Origin of the sequence: Thalassospira lucentensis (assembly GCF_011806425.1) — a bacterium.
Taxonomy (GTDB): Bacteria; Pseudomonadota; Alphaproteobacteria; order Rhodospirillales; family Thalassospiraceae; genus Thalassospira; species Thalassospira lucentensis_B.
This window is the reverse complement of record NZ_JAATOV010000002.1, coordinates 654,332-673,574: the sequence shown is the minus strand read 5'-3', so window position 1 is coordinate 673,574 and position 19,243 is coordinate 654,332. Positions and strand designations below refer to the sequence as shown.

The window sequence follows — 19,243 nt, the reverse complement described above, 5'->3', positions numbered from 1 at the left end:
TACAGCTTTCATCAATCGTTTCGATTGCTGTCATGAATGTGTCACCTGTGCAGGTTATCTTGCAATCGTGTGCAGATTGCTGCGAACCTGTTTTGACGAAAGCTGAACCATGGCCACAGACGCAATATTGTCCGTAAGGGACCTTTCGGTTGCCTATGGGCAAACCCGCATTCTTGACGGGATTTCTCTTGATCTTGAGCAGGGAGAATTTCTGGCGTTGCTGGGGCGGTCAGGGTGCGGCAAGACGACGCTTCTTCGTACGATTGGCGGTTTTATGCGCCCCGAACACGGGCAGGTGCGGATTGACGGGGTTGATGTGACCCGCCTGTCGCCCGAAGCCCGCCCGACGGCGATGGTGTTTCAGTCCTATGCCCTTTGGCCGCATATGACGGTGTTTGGCAATATTGCCTATGGGTTGAAGCTGCGCGGGGTACCAAAGCCCGAAATCACGCGCCGCATTGACGAGGTTCTTGCGCTTTTGCGTCTGGATGGGCTGGCGGATCGAAAGGTCACCGCCCTTTCGGGGGGGCAGCGCCAACGTGTCGCCCTTGGCCGTGCGCTTGCCGTGGCGCCGCGTTTGTTGCTGCTTGATGAGCCGCTTTCAAATCTGGATGCGCGCATCCGTCTCGATTTGCGCCATGAAATTCGTGATTTGCTTAAACGGTTGGGGGTTACGGCGGTCCATGTGACCCATGATCGCGAAGAAGCGATGGTGATGGCCGATCGGCTTGCGCTGATGAATGGTGGCCAGATTGTCCAGCAAGGCGCCCCGGCAGAACTTTATGATCGCCCTGCGAGCAGCTTTGTTGCTGATTTCATGGGGGCGAGCAACATCATCACCCTTGATGTCCGTCACGCGGATGATGGCCTGATTGTCGAGGGACCGGGCATCGCACCGGCGCGCATTTCAGCCGCTGCCGGTTCATGCACGGTCGGTGACAACTGTGCGCGGGCCGACATTCATTTCCGTTCCGCCCAGGCGCGGATCGAGGCGAGCGGCGCGGCGGTGGACGATGAATTGTCACTGCCCGGCGTGATCTTGCAGGCGACCTATCCCGGCGACAGTTACCGATATGCCGTTCAGGTCGGACATGACCGATTTCTGGTCGATGACATTCGTAAATTCTCGGAAGGCGAAGCGGTCAGGATTGTCCTGCCTGCTGGTGCCATTCACCTGTTTCCACATGTCGACGCACAATCTGCGGCGTAGGCACCGACGCGCATACCTTCCTTTTTCGCACTATCCGACAACCCGGAGGATTAAAGATGAAGTTCAAAACTCTTGGCTTTGCGACGACCCTTGCCATGGCGCTATCTGGCCATGCACAGGCTGAAACCATTCTGAATGTGGCGACTGCTGGTTCGGAAAATATGGTTGAATATGTCAATCAGTATCTGGCACCGAAATTTCGCGAATTGCACCCGGATGTGACCGTTCGCGTGATCGGCACCGGCCCCGGTGATGCGGGATCGAATGCGATTATGGAACGCCTGTCGGCACAGAAAGATGCCGGTGCCAGCGCGGATATCGACGTTGCCGTGGTCCATGAAAAGCCGGTTGGCAAGATGGTAACCGACGGTTTGCTGGCGAAATATGCCGCATCTGCCGATACCGCATCGCTTGTCAGTTCGGACAAGGCGAAAAATGCGCTTGGCGTTGATGTCGATGGCTATGTCATGCCGATGTTCCAGAGCCAGACGGCATGGGCCTATCATCCGGCACTGGTGTCGAACCCGCCAAAATCCTATGCGGAGCTCGGCGATTGGGTCAAAGAAAATCCGGGCGTGTTTGGCTATAACGGCATCCGCAACGGCATGTCGGGTGTCAGCTTTGTCAATGGCTGGATGTATGCCTTTACCGGCGAAGCCGACAAGATGATGAAAGGTCCGTTCGACCCGTCGCTGGTGGGCAGCGAAAAGTGGAACGCCGCCCTTGCCGACCTGAAAGAATTCAACAAGAACGTCACGTTCACGCCGGGCAATGCCGGGACGCTTGATATGCTTAATCGTGGCGAAATCGGTATCGGTCCGGTCTGGGTCGACATGTTTTATAGCTGGCAGGCGGATGGCCGTGTCAATCCGGAGATCAAGCTGATGTTGCCAGAACCGGGTATGCCGGGCCAGCCGATGCATTATGTCATCCCCGAAACCAGCAAGCAGCGCGATCTGGCGGTTGATTTTATCGAACTTGCCACCAGCCCCGCCGTTCAGGCGCACGGTATTGTCGAGCAGTTCAACTGGTATCCGGGCATTGATGCCAAATATCTGGAAAGCGAACTTTCCGCTGATGTCTGGGACAAGCTGTTTGCCGATATCACGCCCGAAGATCTGGCGACCAAAAGCCTGTCTTTCCCGCTGGTCGGTTATTTCGATGCGATCCTGACCTCCTATGAACGGGACGTCGAATAATTAACAGAGGCATCGTTTCGGTTGCCTGCGTCAGATGGCGCAGGCAACCGCATTTTATCGTACTGGTTTGATCATGAATGCCTCGCGTTTTTCCGGCTTGTTGCTTGTGGCACCGGCTGTGCTGTTTATCGCCGGATTATTTGTTTATCCGCTTTCTTATTCTTTTATCGATGCTTTTACCGTCGCGGGTGACGCGGGAACCCGGTTTTCGTTGGCAAATTTTGTGCTGGCGTTCGAGCTGTATGGCGACGACATCGTTTTTACCGTTCTGATTGTCGGTTTGTCAGCAGTTCTGATTGCCAGCGGGGCGATCCTGATTGGCGGATATATTACGCTGGGCACCAACCGGTTTTTGGTCAATGCGGTACGTATTTTGTATCGCTGGCCGCTGTTTATTCCCTTTATCGTTGCCGCCCAATGCATGCGGACCTTTTTGGCCAAGAACGGCCTGATGAACGGGGTTCTGATCGAAATGGGGATGCTGACGCCACTTGAAACCACCGGGTTTCTTGATTGGCGGGGGATTGTGATCACCTTTGTTTGGAAACAGTTGCCGTTTGTCGCCTTGTTGGTGACGGGGGCGATGGCATCGCTTGATCGGGCGGGGATCGAGGCAGCGCGCGATCTGGGTGCTGGACGGTTGCGCATCCTTTGGCAGATTGTCGTGCCCCAGGTAATGCCGACCCTGATCGTGGCACTGGTCTTGTCGATTGTCACGATGATGTCGGTTTTATCGGTGCCGGTGATGATCAGTGGCCACAGCCCGACCATGATGACAGTGCAGATGGCGTTTCGCGTTAATGCCTATCACGATTATGGCACAGCCAATGCCCTTGGCGTGATTTCCTATCTGATAACCGGACTGGTGGCGTGGATCTATCTGCGGCGTGGCGTGGCGGGCAAAGGGGGTGAAAAATAATGACACAGGCAAGTTTTTGGCAAAACCAAGCCCAAGCCCCAAAGCAGACCCTTGCGGCGCGCATCGGCGATCTTGCCGGCGGCGGGGTTGTGGGGGCGTTGGCGGTTGGATTTTGCATCCTTTTGCTGGCGATTGCGATATTCGGGCCGTTGACGAATTTGCTGCTGTGGACGGTGGCGGAGCAATGGTATTTCCCGCACACTTTCCCTGCCCGATACGGGTTTGATTTCTGGGCGCGGGTGTTTCACCCGGACGGGAATGCGTTTGTGTCGCTGCGCTATAGTTTAGTGATTGCGGTGCTGACGGTGATTTTCTGTCTATCGCTGGCGATCCCGGCGGGTTATGCGCTGGCACGGTTGGCGCTTCCGGCGCGTGCGTTGATCCTTTTGGTGTTTCTGGTGCCACAAGCCTTTCCGAACATTCCGGTGCATATCAATATCGCGCGCGTGTTTTATCAGCTTGATCTGCATGGCACGGTGGGGGCTGTGGTGCTGGTTCATACCCTGCATGGCATGGTCTATGCCGTGTGGATTGCCACGGCGGCGTTCGGCGCGGTGGACAAAACCCTTGAGGAGGCGGCGCGCGATATTGGGGCCGGTCCGATCCGAACCTTTTTTACCATCACGCTGCCATCGGCGATGCCGGGCATTATTGCCAGTGCGATTTTTGTATTTCTTGAATCGCTTGATGAATTTACCGGCACCTATTTCGTCGGTGCGCCGGAAATCACCACCTTGCCGATGCTGATGTTCCGCGCCGGTATGGAGGGCAATTATCAGGTTGCCTCGATCACTGCGCTGGTGCTGTTGGTGCCATCGGTTTTGTTCATGATTGTGGTTGAGCGGTTCTTGCGTGCTGACGTTCTTGCCGCGGTCGGAAGATAAATATATGCGCCTGACATTGATCGGCACCGGATCGGCGCACGATCCGGACTTGCCAAACGCGTCCGCACTGGTCGAGGGGGCGGACAAAACCATCCTGATTGATTGCGGATTTAGCGCGGTGCGTGGCATCAATCGCCATGTGACCGATCCTGACCGCGTCGATTTGATTGTGGTGACGCACCATCATCCGGACCATGTCTTTGGCTTTGTGCCGTTGATTGATCACTGGTCCGATAGCGGCCGGACCAAGGCGCTAAAGATTGCGACCACGCAGTGGGGTAGATCGCAGCTTGAAAGCCTGATAACGCTGGCGTTCGGACCGTTATGGCGCCCGAAATTCAACCTTGTCTGGCATGTTGTGCCCGATGAGATGCAGGTCGGGGATATCCGGATACGGTTTGCGCCAACCCTGCATAGTGTTCCCAATCATGCGATCCGGTTTGATGTTTGTGGGAAGTCGCTTGCCTATAGCGGGGATGGTGCGCCAACCGCGTCCTCGCGCGCCCTGTTTGTTGGGGCGGATTTCCTGATGCATGAATGTTATGTCGCCGATGACCGGGACGCGCCGGGGCATTGCAATTTGCCGACCTGTCTTGACGTGATGCGTGAGTGTGCGGTCGGGCGTCTTGGCCTTTATCATATCCATCCCGATCACAAGGATCCCATGAAGGCGGCCATCGCAGATCACGCGCAGGTCTGTATTCCCCAGCCGGACGAGATGTTCGACCTGTGAGAAAAACCAAAGGGGCCGGGATTGATCCCGGCCCCTTTTTTGGGGGCGCTGATAAATGCCGCCTTCGCGCACCTATGTCCCAGCATAAATTGCGGTGGTTTGCGTGATATTATGCCGGGATGGTTTTTTCCTCGGCGTTGAAGAGGTGGACGTTTTCGGAGGCGAAGATTAAGCCGACGGTGTCGCCGACTTGGGCGTCCGAGTGACCCACGACCCGCACGGTGAACAGGCCGACATCGGGGACATTGACATAGGCAAAGCTATCCGAACCGAGATGTTCCATGACATCGATCTGGCCGGAGAGGATGCCGTCGGCAGCATCACAAAGCGACATGTGTTCGGGGCGGATGCCCATTTTTGTCGCGCCCTCGGCATTGCGGGCAATGTCGGAGGTGTTGCGATTGCCAAATGTCAGGGTGGTGCCAACACCGGTGCAATCCACCACATTCATTTTCGGCGAGCTAATAAACTGTGCGACGAACAGATTGCCGGGATTGCGATAAAGATCAAGCGGGGAGCCGATCTGTTCGATCTGGCCGGCTTGCAGCACAACGATTTTGTCGGCCAAGGTCATGGCTTCGACCTGATCGTGGGTGACATAGACCATGGTCGCGCCGAGTTTGCGATGCAGGCGGGCAATTTCCAGACGCATTTCAACACGCAACGCCGCATCCAAGTTTGACAGCGGTTCATCAAACAGGAAGGCACGCGGTTCACGGACAATGGCGCGGCCAATCGCAACACGTTGGCGTTGCCCGCCCGAAAGGGCCTTTGGTTTGCGGTCGAGATAGTCTTCGAGTTTGAGGGTTGCGGCGGCCTCATCGACCTTGGCGGTGATGTCGGATTTGGGCATGCCCGCAACGGTCAGGGCAAAGCCCATATTTTCGCGCACGGATTTGTGCGGATACAGCGCGTAGGACTGAAACACCATGGACAGTTCGCGTTCGGCCGGTGGTTTGCCTGTCACGTCATCACCATCGATCAGGATTTGACCGTCAGATGCCTCGACCAGCCCGGAAATCAAGCGCAGCAAGGTCGATTTGCCGCAGCCCGACGGGCCAACGAAAATAACCAGTTCGCCCTCGTTAATTTCAAGATTGATGCCCTTGATGACTTCGACGCCAGCAAATGATTTACGGATGTCTTTTAATTCGATCTGACCCATTTTATTTGGCCTCCTGATCAATGGCGGTGGGCGTTTTTTCTGTGGATGGGCTGGTTTGTTCACCGGTTTGTTTAAACGGCAAACCGGCATTTTGGTACATCAGTAATTGGGGCATCATCCCTTGACACTCCCCGCTGTGAGGCCCTGAACAAGGAAGCGTTCAAACCATAGGAAAATTGCAAGGATCGGCACCGTGGCAATCACCGCACCGGCCATCAGGTGTTGGCGCGGAACTTCCGATGAGTTCAACGAGACAACCCCGCGTGACAGGGTGAAAATGCCCGGATCATCGAGGAACATGAAGGCAAACAGAAACTCGTTCCACGCGATCATGAAGACATAAAGCGACACCGATGCCAGGGCGGGCAGGGCAAGCGGCAGGGTGATTTTCCAGATCACGCCAAGGCGCGACAGACCATCCATCAAACCGGCTTCTTCGAGTTCGGCGGGAATGCCACGAAAATATCCCTGAAGCATGTAAAGGGCGACGGGAACCGTGGTGGCCGGATAGACAATCAAAAGCCCAATCAGCGAGTTGCGCAGGCCAAGCTGGCTAAACACCGCATAAAGCGGGATCACCAGAACGATCATCGGCACAAGGTAAATCAGCAAGATCGAGCTTGAAAGCACGGCTTGGCCGGGGAATTTCAACCGGGCGACCGCATAGGCACCCGGAATGGAAAAGGCCAGCGTCACGAGCACGGTCGAGACAGAGACAATGGTCGATGTCAGAAGGAAACTGCCGAAATTAAATTGGGTAAACAGTTCCACATAGCTGTCGACCAGACTGCCAACGCCCTGCGTGAGATCAATCGAGAGATCAAGCGGGTTCAAGAACAGGTCTTGCTGGTTTTTCAGGCTGGTCATCACCATCACGTAGAAGGGCAGGATGACAATCACGCTGAAGAAGACAAAGCCAAGCCCCTTAAGCACGCGGACAATCACAAGATCAAAGCTGTAGCGTTTGAGCATCCCCGCATGGGCGTCAATCAGGCACATCCGGTTGGCAAAGGTGATGGCCATGGCAATCAGGCCAACACCAAATGCCTGAATGGCGGAGCTTTGGGAAAAGGACAGGCTGAACGGCATGCCAAAGGACACCAGCATCATCGCAATCACCACGGCGGCAAAGGCGACAAGATAAAGCCCCGGCGTGCGTTTTTTCGGCGGGCGCGAGATGATAATCGCGGCATTTACCGCCCCGCCAAGCGCACCCGCCGAAATGATCGGCGTTGCGGCAAGACCGGTAATCAGGGTCAGTGAGATGCCGGTAATGACAATGGCAATCACGCCCCAGATCAGACCCGAAATCAGGCCAAGAAGAAGACCCGTACCGATACGCATTACGAATCCTCCCGATGGACGAATTTGAAGTAGAAGACGGCAAAGACCAGAAGCAGGATAAAGATCGCAACCGCCACGGCGGCCCCGGCCCCAAGGTTGGACAGGGCAAAGCCCTGTTCATAGACATCCACCGTGAGGGTCCGCGTGCCCGCAGCCCCGCCGGTCAAAAGGAAGATGTCGTCGAATTTGTTGAAGGTCCAAATGAAGCGCAGCAAAAACAGGGTCGATAGAATGCCCAGAAGTTGCGGCAAGGAGATATGCCAGAACTGTTGCAGCGGCGTTGCGCCATCGACCTCGGCGGCCTCGTACATGTCAGAGGAGATTGACTGCATGCGGGCCAGAATGAACAGGAACGAGAGCGGGAAATAACGCCAGGCTTCGAAGGCAATAACCGTGGCAAGGGCCAGCGGGAATTCGATGGTCAGGCCGAAAATATCAATCGGTACGGCGCGTTGGCCAAAAAAGTTGATGCCCGCGTCGGTGACATTCATGCGCTGTAAAATCGCATTGAAGGTGCCGTTAAACGGATCAAGCAAGATCACCCATGTAAAGGCAACCGCGATCACAGGTGCGACATAGGGAAACAAAAACAGGCCACGAATGATCGACCGGCCCTTAAAGGGCTTGTTCAAAATCTGTGCGGCGAACAGGCCCAAGACCAACGCGCCCAAGGTGCCAAACACGGTATAGGCGATGGTTACCCAAAGGACCGACCAAAATTCGCGGGAATCAAAGATGCGCGCGAAGTTATCAAGGGTGAATTCGTTGTTGGTCAGGATGCTGTCAGATGTGCCGGTGACGGTGGGTTCGCTGTCGCGCGGCGATACCGGGTTGGCGGCAAAATCGGCATTGGCGGTGGCGGTCAGTTCCAACCGGTTGCGTTCGCCGCCATCCAGTTTTTCCAGCCGACAGGTAACATTTGATCCATCAAGGGAACAGGCCGGGTCCATTTGGGTGATGGTGACCCCGGCGGGCAAGGTATCGGTCAGGGTGATGTCGGTAATGGCGTCCTTTTGCGATGAATTGCGCATGCGGTATTGAATGCGAAATTCTTCGCCCGCCACATCCATATCACCGCGCACCCGTTCGGACACCACCGCCGTTGGTGGGCGCAGGTCCGACAGGGTGACGGGTTTGACCGAAATCCAGAAATTGGCCAGTAACGGAAACAGGACAATGCCCATCACGATCAAAAAGGTCGGGGCCAGCATCCACAGCGCAAGTTTTGCTTCGCGCCGGGCCATGGGGCCAAGTTTTGATTTTTTACGCACCGGCCTTTGTTGCGGCGGGGCGGTGGCGGATGGGGTGTTGGTATTGTGGGACGGTGTCATCATCTTGGGTTCCGTTGTGAAAACCAGTTATCCGGGGCGGCAGGCAGAGGTCGGCGATGCCGCCCCGGATGCAAGATTGAAGGTGGGTTAGTCGACGGCAGCGATTTCTTTGTTGATCAGATCGGCGGTGGCCGATGCATCGCGTTCGCCATCGATATATTCACGGACCAGCGTGTTGATGATCTGGCTGTTGATGATGCGTGATGCCTTGGCCAACTGGCCCTCGGCGACACCCCAACGGTTTGCCGTTTCAAGCCCGGAAACGATTTCGTCGATTACAGCCGGGTCATACACCTCGGACAGGGGTTTTTTACGATCCACACCGACCGGAAGGGTTGACCATTCCTTGGTGAACTTTTTCGGATCTTCGGCGGTGCCGCGACGGACCGGGAATTTGCCCTCTGGCGCGATGGAAAGGGTGTTGGTGTATCCTTCGTCCATCGAGAATTTGACGAATTCTTCAGCCGGATCGGTATCGGCGTCATTGGTGATGCCGAAATAGTTGATGTCGCCCCATGCCGCGCCATCCGGGTTGGACGGGCCGGTCAGACGGGTGACGATGCCGGTTTTAGATGCCAGTTCGCCCGACGTCGGATCATCATTGATCGTGGGCGGGGCACTGTCGCGCAGGCCCGCCAGTTCATCAAGGATGAAGGGCGACCAAATGATCATCGCGGCCTGACCTGCGAAATATACTTCGCGCGATTGTTTCCAATAAAGATCACCGGGGGGTGATGCCTTGGCGATGGATTTATAAAATTCGAGGGCCTCGACCAGCTTGGTCTTGTCAAATCCCACCGAGCCATCCTTGGCAACCGGGGTCGCGCCATTGGCCAACAGCACATGTTCGAGTACTTGGCTCATGAAGTTGTCGTCGATTTTGGTCGCGGCGACAAAGCCATACATTTCTGGCGGATTATGCAGGGCTTTGAGGGCCTTTTGAATGTTGGCGTAGCTATTTGGCGCCTCGAGCCCGGCGGCGTCAAACAGGTCCTTGCGATAAAGCACCATCTGCGTCCAGCCATCGGACGGCACGGCGGCAACTTCGCCGTTAAAGTCGGCCATCTTTAGGGCGGCGGGGGCAAAGGTATCCTTGCCCAGATCGCGGACGACTTCGTTGTTGGCCTCGGTATCAAGGATGCCGGCCTCGGACCATGGCAGGACATATTGCAGGGTCAGGTAAATCACATCGGGCAGATCGCCCGCGGCATAGGCGGCGGTGGCACGTGTGCCCAGTTCGGATTCCGTGACCGGGATGACTTCGACGGAGGTTCCTGTTTTTTCCTCGAACGCCTTGGCCATTTCTTGCTGCTTGGCAAGGCGGTCTGGTTGTTCTTCGATGGTCCAGAATCGCAGCTGGGCACTTGCCATGCTGGTCGAAACCAGCAAGCCGGCGGCTGCGAGAGTCACTGCACGTACAAAGCGTGTTTTCATGAGATGCCTCCCTTGGCATTGGTTGCCGGCGCTGACGCCGGTTGAGCATTAGTTGCCGGCGCTGATGCCGGCTGGGCATTGGTTCCCGGCGCTGATGCCGGTGGATTGGCTGATCCGCGGATGGTCAGCGTAGCGTCCCAAAGAATCTGGGATAACGGCGATGCAGGCCCAGTGGTCGATGCTGTGGCCTGTTCGACAACAATGCGGCCAACCTCGCGGCCGACCTGATAGCTGGCCTGGCTCATGGTGGTCAGGCCGGGGTGGATGGCCTCCCCCATGGGCAGGCCATCAAAACCAATCACCGACATTTCCGACCCTACCGAAATTCCGGCATGGGCAAGGGCATGGATCGCGCCAATGGCGACCGCATCGGTGACACATAAAAGGGCGGTGGGACGATCAGGATGTTTTAAAAGCTCTGCCACGGCGGCACGGGCGGCCATTTCATCCATGATCCCGTCATGCAGATAGCCCGGGCGGATGGCGCATCCATGGGCCTTGGCCGCAGACAGGTATCCTTCGCGGCGTTGCCATGCATAATTCAGGTCCGGGTCGCCGCCCAAAAAGGCGATCTTGCGATGGCCCAAACCCACAAGGTGATCCATGGCATCGACAAAGGCCTTTTGGTTGTCGATATCGAGCCACGCATAGTCATCACACTGTTCGGTGCGGCCTTGCACGACAAAGGGAATATCGGATTTGCGCAGGTAATCAACGCGCGGATCTTGGCGCTTGGTCCGGGCGACCACGAACCCGCCAACTTTGCCTGATCGGACCAGACGGTCCATGACTTCGACTTCGTCGTGACCATCGGGGACGGCAGCCACCAGCAAATCCCAATCAGACAGGGCCAGTTCGGTGGCCAAGCCATCAAGGATTTCGGCCAAAAACGGATCAATTTGATGCCCATCGCGGGCGGGCAGGACAAAGCCGATGGTTTCGACCACACCGCGCGCCAAACGCCGGGCCGTGGTCGAGGGGCGATAGCCCAGGTCATCGGCGGCCTTGCGCACGCGGTCGATGGTTTTTGCGGCAATGTCGGGATAGTTGTTGAGCGCGCGCGAAACCGTTCCTTCGGACAGGCCAAGATGCTTGGCCAGTCTGGCAATCGTCATGGTTTCACTGCGTCTTGGCGCCCGTGGCATTTAGCCCCCAATGATTGTTTTTATCGCTTTTGCTGCGATTTGGCCGTTCCCGAAACCGCTTTCGGAAAGGGAGGTAACGCTAACCGAAAGCGGTTTCGGTTGTCAAACGTCTGAGTTTAAACGGATTATTTTGCATCGCGGTGTGAGGGATCGACCCGGCAGGCCACGGCATAGAAAGCCTAGGAACCCGTAAAGCGATCTGTGGGGGGAGAGCCCAAATGCCTGTGCGGGTAAGCGGGTGTTATATTGCAACGCACATTCGCATAGGTTGTGTGGAGGATGTGGATTTTCGGCGGATTTTGACCAAGACTCGGTTCGGGGGTGGCGCGCGGGGGGCCGTGCACGCCGCCGTGTATTTTGGTCTGAACCGATGGGGTCAGGTTGGAAGGTCGTTGAATTTCATCGGCTTGTTTTCGAATTTGCTTGCCAGTTCACGCATAAATTGTGTTCACATAGCGTATGAGCCATCACCCATCTGACGAAAATCCAAATGCCATTGCCCAGGTGAAAGTATTGTCCCTTTTGGGGGCGGTGTTGCTTGTGGGGGCAAATTCATTTGTTTTAAGCCCGATCTTGTCAGAGGTCGCCTTTAGCCTTGCGACCGAGACCTATCACGTGGCGTGGGCGATTTCGGCGTTTGGCGCGGCAACCGCGATTTCGGCTCTGACCTTGGCGGGGATGATTGACCGGATGCCGGTCGGCCGGGTGTTGGGTGGTGCGGCAATTTTGCTGGCGGTGGCACAGGTTTCAAGCGGGCTGAGCCAGCATTGGATATGGCTGTGTCTGTCGCAGGCGATGGCCGGTGTGGCGGTGGGGATTTTATTGCCCGGGTCCTATGCCACGGCAACCGCGACAGCACCCAAAGGCCGCGAAGCCGCGCGGCTTGGCGTGGTGTTGACCGGCTGGGCGTTATCGTTGGTGGTGGCGGTTCCGGCGGCAGCGTTCATTACCGAGCATTTTGGCTGGCGGATGGTTTACTTCCTGATGGCGGGATTGTCGGTCGTGGTTGCTGGGGTGTTGATGGCGTTTTTGGCCGATTTGCGCGGCGGGAAAAGCACGCGCACATCGCCGATCCGCGCGATTATGCTGCCCGGTGTTTGGCAGCTTTTGGCGGTGATGCTGGCCTTTATGACCGCGTTTTACGGAAGCTTTGCCTTTTTCGGGGTGGGGGTGCGCGCGGCCTTTGACCTGACCGCGCAAGGCAGCGGGATTTTCGTTCTGGCCTATGGGGTCGGGTTTGGGGTGATGGGGTTTGTGCTGGGCATGATTTCGCCCAAAATCACCCGGGGGTATTTGTGCCTCGTGCTGCTGGCGATTGCCACAAGCTATGGCACGTGGGGATTGACCCTGCAAAGTCAGATCACCGCGCTGGCCGGAACCGCGATGTGGGGCATGCTAAACCAGCTTGGCCTGAATGCGTTGGTGGTGTCGCTGAACCGGCAGGCATCCGAAGCACGCGGGGCGGTGATGGGGCTGAATAGTGCAGCGACCTATTCGGCGGTGTTTGCCGGACCGATGATCATGGGGCCGATTTATGACATGGCGGGCTATGCCATGGTGACCGGGGTCGGTGCGGTGTTTGTCGCGATGGCGGCCATCGTCATGTGGAAGCGTGGTTGAGCAAGACCCCCGGTATTCCGACGCACCCTGCGGACATAAAAATGGCGCTAAGCTTTAAGCTGGTGCACATTTTTTGACAGTCGCAGCCTTACTTGACTTTCCTATACTGTTTTTGCTGGAAGTTATTCAATATCTAGATCGTCAACGACCTGCTTTTGCGCTTCTGCTTCATTCACAACCATTTCCGGATTGCGGGTCATCGATCTCAATCCATCAATATGTGTATGTAAATCCGGATGGATATGGTTCCACATTGGGTCAAGAATAAAATCAACGCCCTCTCTACGAGCCAGTTTTGCTGCTGGCACGAAGTCGCTGTCTCCTGCGACCAAAACAACTTGGTCGATCAGACGCTTCTGAGAGAGTTGTGTGATATCCACACCAATCCGCATATCAACACCAGTTTGCTTGGCCGTATAGACGAAATCATGATCGGCAAGTTCGTCCCATTTACGTTTGCCCTTTATCAGATCCTGCATCACACGCGGCCGCAATGACCAATTTGCATTCTTGTCGTTCAAATGCCCCAATCTAAGGGCAACTTTTCTGCGCTTGGTCAGGTTAAGATGTAGTGCGTTTCGGAAAATCGCCTCATCTGATTTCTCAAAGTTGATTACTTTCTTTTCAATTGGCGTATGCAAACGCTTTGTTAGTGGCGGACAATCGTAAAAGAAAATGCGGTAGAGATCGGAACGCTTAGCGTTGGGGTTTTTTGGCTTAAGGTGAGAGATTGCCATTCGGAAAAGAGTCTCTGCAACCACTTCAGGGTCACGCGCATCCTTATTTGGGAAGACAACAGGGAAGCGTTTCAGAAAGAACGCCCCGTCAATCATAATTGCCATGCGCTGCATACTTCTCCCCAATGATTTTATTTTTTAAATTATAGAAAAAGACAAAAAAAACCCCTTGGGGTCGGTAGCCTGCTATTAATCCGTTCTCACGGGGGCTACGGACGGCCAAGGGGGCTATCTGTGTAAAAGGTGGTGTTGTTCCCATCTTTTGTAAACTTGTTATACAAATAAATTTAGTACTGAAGCAATACATTTTTGTATTACAAACACTGCACGTTTTTGTGAGTAGAATTTCGTTCACAGAGTGCACACACAAAACGTCTCACTTTTTCGCACGAAAATCAGGCCGCAAATTGCACGCGCATTGCGCAAATTCTGCAAATACGATTTCACTAGATATTATGTAAGGTGCGATTTGCAACCGGTTGCAAATTTGAACATCCTTGATCAGCTTAAACATGATTTTCTTCATGTAACGTACGGCGCCGGTCAAATTGACCGTGTCCGTACATCTAGTATCACGTGATACCAAGATTGTCGTTCAGGGCAAACAAGCCATTCTGTGACCCTATCATTGCAGATTAGGCTGTACGCTTACCGTAAATTTCAACTGGACATGATAAAGCCTGCGACAAGCAGGGCCATCGTCATCTGGAAATGCGGCTTAGTGATCGTTCTCGCGTTGATGCGCGAAATTCAAACATAAAAATGGCGGGCCACTTTTACGGTGGTCCGCCATTTTAGGTTTTAGATCAGCGCATAAACCGCTTAGCTGAAGTCGAGCGCGCGGTCGCCATTGGCGTCTTTGATGCGGGTCGGAAGGCCCATGCCGTTCAGAAGATTGAGGAACGGTTTGGCCGGCAATTCTTCGACGTTGGCCATTTTTTTCACATCCCATTCGCCGGTTGCGATTAGCATCGCAGCGGCGACCGGCGGCACACCGGCGGTGTAGGAAATGCCTTGGCTACCGACTTCGTTATAGGCGTCTTTGTGATCGGCGACGTTATAGATCAGGACTTCGGTTTCTTTGCCGTCTTTGGTCCCTTTGACCAGATCACCGATGCAGGTTTTGCCGGTATATTCCGGGGCAAGGGAGCTTGGATCTGGCAGGCAGGCTTTTACGACCTTCAGCGGAATGACTTCCTGGCCTTCGGCGGTTGTGACCGGCTGTTCTGACAGAAGACCGATGCTGTTGAGCACCGTGAAGACATTGACGTAATGGTCGCCAAAGCCCATCCAGAAGCGGACATTTGGCACGTCCAAATTCTGTGACAGGGAGTGGACTTCGTCATGGCCGGTCATGAAGGTCTGGCTTTCGCCGACGACGGGCATGTCCCAGATTTTCTTGATTTCGAACATCTTGTTGGACTGCCATTTGCTGTCCTGCCAAGAATAGACCGTGCCGGTAAATTCGCGGAAGTTGATTTCCGGATCGAAGTTGGTGGCGAAATATTTGCCATGGCTGCCAGCATTGATGTCGATGATATCGATCGAGTCAATTTTATCAAAGTAATCTTCGACGGCCAGTTTGGCATAGGCGTTTACAACGCCCGGATCAAAGCCGATGCCAAGAATGGCGGTAACACCCGCCTTTTCGCATTCTTCGCGGCGTTTCCATTCATAGTTGGCATACCATGGCGGGGTTTCGCAGATTTTGTCCTGTTCTTCATGGATGGCGGTATCAAGATAGGCCGCACCGGTTTTGATGCAGGCCGACATGACCGGCATATTGAGAAACGGCGATCCGACATTGATGACGATCTGGCTTCCGGTTTTTTCGATCAGGGCTGCGGTTGCATCGATATCGGTGGCATCCAGCGCATGTGCTTCAAGAACGCCCTGCTGTTTCAGGTTTTTCTTTTCATGGATGCTGTCGATGATGTCCTGGCATTTTGACACCGTGCGCGATGCGATATGAAGATCGCCAAACACGTCATTATGCTGGGCGCATTTATGGGCAACCACCTGGGCGACGCCACCGGCGCCAATGATCAGTACATTCTTTTTCATGTCGGGCCAAAACTCCCTTGTTTGAGAGGTGGGGGCAGGCAGTGCCATACCCCGGTTCGCAATGAAAACAGCCGTTTCGTTTTGAAATTACGAAAGGCTTGAAACGAAGTCAGTGAAGTCAAACTCGCGAATAACGCGCGTTGTTCCGTCCAATTCCCGGATAACGATGGACGGCATGCCGACCCCGTTAAACCAGTTCTTTTTGACCATGGTATAGCCCGCGGCATCCTGGATGCTGATGCGGTCGCCGACCTTGATTTCATGATCGAAATTAAACTCGCCAAAAACGTCACCGGCGAGGCAGGATTTGCCACAAATCATGTAAGAATGATCGCCCGTATTGGGCAGGACCTTGGCATTTTCGCGGTAAATCAAAAGGTCAAGCATGTGGGCCTCGATCGAGCTATCGACGATGGCCAAATTCTTGCCGTTAAACAGGGTATCAAGCACGGTGACCTCAAGGGTCGTGCTGTTGGTGATCGAGGCTTCGCCGGGTTCGAGATATACCTGCACACCAAATTTTTCTGAGAAGGATTTCAGCCGCGCGCAGAAGGCATCCAGCGGGTAATTTTCGCCGGTGAAGTGAATGCCGCCGCCCAAGCTGACCCATTCGACACGCGACAGAAGGGACCCGAATTTCTGTTCGATGTCGGTCAACATGCGATCAAACAGATCGAAATCATCATTTTCGCAGTTATTGTGGATCATGAAGCCGGAAATTTGGTCCATCACCGCTTCGACCTTGGTCACATCCCATTCGCCAAGACGCGAAAACGGACGGGCCGGATCGGCCAGATCAAAGCTTGAGGTGGAAACCTGTGGGTTCAGGCGCAAGCCGCGCACGATGCCGGATGCCTGGTCCTTGAACCGGGTTAGCTGGCTGATGGAATTGAAAATGATCTTGTCGGCATTGTGCACGACGTCGGCAATTTCCCCATCGGAATAGGCCACACTATAGGCGTGGGTTTCCTTGCCGAACTTTTCACGGCCCAGTTTGACTTCGTAAAGCGAGGACGACGTGGTGCCGTCCATATAGTCGGACATGAAATCAAACACCGACCAGGTGGCAAAGCATTTTAACGCCAAAAGCGCCTTGGCACCGGACTGTTCGCGCACATAGGCGATTTTTTCCATGTTGCGCAACAGCTTGGACTTATCGATCAGGTAATAGGGCGTTGCGGGCATAAGCGGCTCTCTACAACTATGTCACAAGGAACGGGGATAAAAGGACGTCGATGACAGGACCATCGTACCAATGCATGCATTTAATGATGTTTGGCGAGGGTCCGATTTTGGGCACCAAAAGGGTGCAATCATCTAATGATCGGCGAAACGCTGCGTCATCCACGAAGAGGAGACGGATAAACTATGGTCATTCATCGTTTATGTCCCCTTACCGGGTGTTGATGCCAAATGCGCGTTGTCAGGGTCGTTTGATATCAACGCGCGCGATCGTCCATATGTTCCGCGACCCAATAGCAGTGCGGGGCAGGGCGGTCAATATGGTAATCGGCCTCTATGTATGGCGATTTTGCCCTGCTTTGCATGTTGTCCTTTCATGACGATTTCAAAAGCAGCCCATCACATTGATTTTGGCCTGCAATTCCCCATCTATTAGGGCAGGTCAATGAACCAAAAAGCACGACCGAGCATCGCCAGACGCCATGGCGACATAACGCCGATTTCTATCGCAGTGTTACATTGCAGGCGTTATTTTTCAATGCGTTGGATTTTATGTGCCGGATTTTATGTGCAGGGGTTCATTGGGCCGCGCGACGTTTACGATAAGGACCAAAAGGACGGAGACATACATGGTAGCCGCACCTGTCAGTGTTGATCATCTTGCCTTTCCAACCCGCGACCTTGAAGCGACGGACGTGTTTTACAGCAAAGTCATGGGGGCGACGCTTGTCCATGCGGAAAGCGGATATAGCCCGTCTTGGAAAAGCGATTATCTGTTGATGACCTATGCCCTGACCGATGGCACCCGGTTGTCGTTCTTTGACTGGCCGGCCGATACCGGGCCGTATCCCGATGATCCGCAAATGCCTGATGATGTGTTTCACATCGGGCTGCGCTGTGAAACGACGCGCGATGTGGTGGCGTGGCAAAACCATCTGTTCCAGCATAAAGTGCTGTATCACAACGAAGATGACGGCACGTCGCGCCGCCTGTTCATGCGCGATCCCAATGGCATCCGGTTTAAAATCTTTGCCTCGGAAACAGCCAAATCCCACGACGATCACGAAGGCCGCGCACGCGAAGTGTTTAACGAATGGCGCCGCATTACCGACCGTTAGGTTGGGTACTGTCAGCTTTTTGGGCAGGGGCCGGTGCTTTGGCGAATGATCAGTTCGGTCGGGACGATGACCGGGCCCGGTTGGGCGGGTTTGTTCGGGGTTGTCGGATCAAGGCGATCAAGCAACAAGGCAATGGCGCGTTCGCCCAAGCGGCGGCGTGGTTGGCGTACGGTGGTCAGCGGCGGGTCATAGGCCGCGGCCAGATGAATATCATCAAAGCCAAACACAGACACATCTTGGGGCACGCGCAGGCCAAGTTCCTTGGCGGCGACAATCACGCCGATGGCCATGCCGTCACTGGCGCAAAACAGGCCGGTCGGGCGTGTTTTGGGATCGGCCAAAAGCGCACGGCCGGCAGCAATCCCCGAATCAATTGAGTAATCGCCGACAAAGGTCAGGGCGGGATCAATTCCGATGCCGTTTTCGGTCAGGGCCCGACGATACCCCGCCGTGCGATCCACGGTCAGGATATTATTGCCCGGCCCGGCAACATTGGCGATGCGGGTATGGCCGTGATCGATCAGATGGGTGGTGGCATCAAAGGCCGCCTGCTCGTTATCAATGATCACGGTCGGAAGACCACAGCCGGGAATGCGTTCGCAGGCAATCACCACGGGCGGGGAGGCCTTGGCCGGGGAATTGGCCAGCGGGGCCGGAAGACGCCCGTTGAGCAAGATCATGGCATCGGCCTGATTGCTGCGCAGATAGGCGGCATAGGTGGCTTCGCGGTCCGGATCGTTTTGGGTGTCGCCGATCAGAACGTTATAGCCCGCCTTGCTGGCCCCTTGTTCAATCCCAGACAGAATGGCGGAAAAGAACGGGTTTCCGATATCAGGCACCAGCAGCAAAATCATGCCCGACCGGTTCAAGCGCAGGTTGCGCGCCATGACATTGGCAGTATATCCGGTTGCGGCGATGGCCGACTGCACTTTTTCCCGCGTGGATTGGGACACCACATTGGGTTTGTGCAAGGCCCGGCTGACAGTGGCAATTGAGACCCCTGCGTGGCGGGCAACATCTTCTATCGTCGCGATTTTTTCGTGCATGCTTCTTCCTACTCTGCCGGTCACAGACTGTCCAGCAGCATTCATCCGAATGGGATGTGGTGATTTTTGGGGCCGAAAACGCGAATGTAAAGGTTTACATAAAAAATGAAAA

General features: G+C 55.0%; 16 protein-coding genes. 7 read left to right on the top strand and 9 right to left on the bottom strand.

What is annotated here, in order from left to right; genetic code table 11:
- The first annotated feature begins 109 nt into the window (after window positions 1-109).
- The 5 genes from HCZ99_RS08615 to HCZ99_RS08595 are packed head-to-tail and all read left to right on the top strand — an operon-like array spanning window position 110 to window position 4,945.
- Window positions 110-1,210 (top strand): ABC transporter ATP-binding protein, encoded by a 1,101-nt coding sequence (locus HCZ99_RS08615; RefSeq protein WP_167446519.1) that lies wholly within the window; start codon window positions 110-112, stop codon window positions 1,208-1,210.
- 56 nt (window positions 1,211-1,266) lie between these two features.
- Window positions 1,267-2,409 carry an extracellular solute-binding protein gene (locus HCZ99_RS08610; protein ID WP_175581439.1) on the top strand — a complete coding sequence of 381 codons (1,143 nt, stop codon included), beginning with the start codon at window positions 1,267-1,269 and terminating at the stop codon, window positions 2,407-2,409.
- 34 nt (window positions 2,410-2,443) lie between these two features.
- The gene (locus HCZ99_RS08605; RefSeq protein WP_217701476.1) at window positions 2,444-3,328 is read left to right on the top strand and encodes an ABC transporter permease; all 885 of its coding nucleotides are present in this window, start codon (window positions 2,444-2,446) and stop codon (window positions 3,326-3,328) included.
- On the top strand, window positions 3,328-4,212 hold the full coding sequence (locus HCZ99_RS08600; protein ID WP_167446518.1) for an ABC transporter permease: 885 nt from the start codon (window positions 3,328-3,330) through the stop codon (window positions 4,210-4,212). The genes HCZ99_RS08605 and HCZ99_RS08600 overlap by 1 nt, the downstream gene beginning before the upstream one ends.
- A gap of 4 nt (window positions 4,213-4,216) precedes the next feature.
- Complete coding sequence (locus tag HCZ99_RS08595; RefSeq protein WP_167446517.1) at window positions 4,217-4,945, top strand: MBL fold metallo-hydrolase; 729 nt, start codon at window positions 4,217-4,219, stop codon at window positions 4,943-4,945.
- Window positions 4,946-5,054: 109 nt separating this feature from the next.
- Here HCZ99_RS08595 and HCZ99_RS08590 read toward each other — a convergent pair whose 3' ends face one another.
- The 5 genes from HCZ99_RS08590 to HCZ99_RS08570 all read right to left on the bottom strand — a co-directional run bounded on the left by HCZ99_RS08590 (window position 5,055) and on the right by HCZ99_RS08570 (window position 11,334).
- A complete protein-coding gene (locus HCZ99_RS08590) occupies window positions 5,055-6,110 on the bottom strand; it encodes an ABC transporter ATP-binding protein (RefSeq protein WP_167446516.1) in 1,056 nt (351 codons plus the stop codon).
- A 114-nt stretch (window positions 6,111-6,224) separates the two neighbouring features.
- On the bottom strand, window positions 6,225-7,454 hold the full coding sequence (locus HCZ99_RS08585; RefSeq protein ID WP_167446515.1) for a carbohydrate ABC transporter permease: 1,230 nt from the start codon (window positions 7,452-7,454) through the stop codon (window positions 6,225-6,227).
- Window positions 7,454-8,788 carry a sugar ABC transporter permease gene (locus tag HCZ99_RS08580; protein ID WP_254869526.1) on the bottom strand — a complete coding sequence of 445 codons (1,335 nt, stop codon included), beginning with the start codon at window positions 8,786-8,788 and terminating at the stop codon, window positions 7,454-7,456. Before HCZ99_RS08580 ends, HCZ99_RS08585 begins: the two co-directional genes overlap by 1 nt.
- Before the next feature lie 84 nt (window positions 8,789-8,872).
- The gene (locus HCZ99_RS08575; protein ID WP_167446514.1) at window positions 8,873-10,219 is read right to left on the bottom strand and encodes an ABC transporter substrate-binding protein; all 1,347 of its coding nucleotides are present in this window, start codon (window positions 10,217-10,219) and stop codon (window positions 8,873-8,875) included.
- Entirely contained in the window at window positions 10,216-11,334 is a 1,119-nt protein-coding gene (locus HCZ99_RS08570) for a substrate-binding domain-containing protein (RefSeq protein ID WP_167446513.1), read from the bottom strand. The genes HCZ99_RS08575 and HCZ99_RS08570 overlap by 4 nt, the downstream gene beginning before the upstream one ends.
- Before the next feature lie 489 nt (window positions 11,335-11,823).
- Between HCZ99_RS08570 and HCZ99_RS08565 the strand changes: the two genes are divergently transcribed.
- Window positions 11,824-12,984, top strand: a complete 1,161-nt coding sequence (locus tag HCZ99_RS08565; protein WP_167446512.1) for an MFS transporter — start codon at window positions 11,824-11,826, stop codon at window positions 12,982-12,984.
- A gap of 122 nt (window positions 12,985-13,106) precedes the next feature.
- Here the strand turns inward: HCZ99_RS08565 and HCZ99_RS08560 are convergent, their stop codons facing one another.
- The 3 genes from HCZ99_RS08560 to nspC all read right to left on the bottom strand — a co-directional run bounded on the left by HCZ99_RS08560 (window position 13,107) and on the right by nspC (window position 16,970).
- A complete protein-coding gene (locus HCZ99_RS08560) occupies window positions 13,107-13,835 on the bottom strand; it encodes an NYN domain-containing protein (protein ID WP_167446511.1) in 729 nt (242 codons plus the stop codon).
- Between the two features lie 708 nt (window positions 13,836-14,543).
- Complete coding sequence (locus HCZ99_RS08555) at window positions 14,544-15,785, bottom strand: saccharopine dehydrogenase family protein (protein WP_167446510.1); 1,242 nt, start codon at window positions 15,783-15,785, stop codon at window positions 14,544-14,546.
- Between the two features lie 87 nt (window positions 15,786-15,872).
- A complete protein-coding gene (gene nspC, locus HCZ99_RS08550) occupies window positions 15,873-16,970 on the bottom strand; it encodes a carboxynorspermidine decarboxylase (protein ID WP_167446509.1) in 1,098 nt (365 codons plus the stop codon).
- A 626-nt stretch (window positions 16,971-17,596) separates the two neighbouring features.
- Here nspC and HCZ99_RS08545 point away from each other — a divergent pair.
- A complete protein-coding gene (locus tag HCZ99_RS08545; protein ID WP_167446508.1) occupies window positions 17,597-18,085 on the top strand; it encodes a VOC family protein in 489 nt (162 codons plus the stop codon).
- Between the two features lie 11 nt (window positions 18,086-18,096).
- On the opposite strand, the gene HCZ99_RS08540 is transcribed toward HCZ99_RS08545, so the two are convergent.
- Window positions 18,097-19,131, bottom strand: a complete 1,035-nt coding sequence (locus tag HCZ99_RS08540; protein WP_167446507.1) for a LacI family DNA-binding transcriptional regulator — start codon at window positions 19,129-19,131, stop codon at window positions 18,097-18,099.
- Window positions 19,132-19,243: the final 112 nt, after the last annotated feature.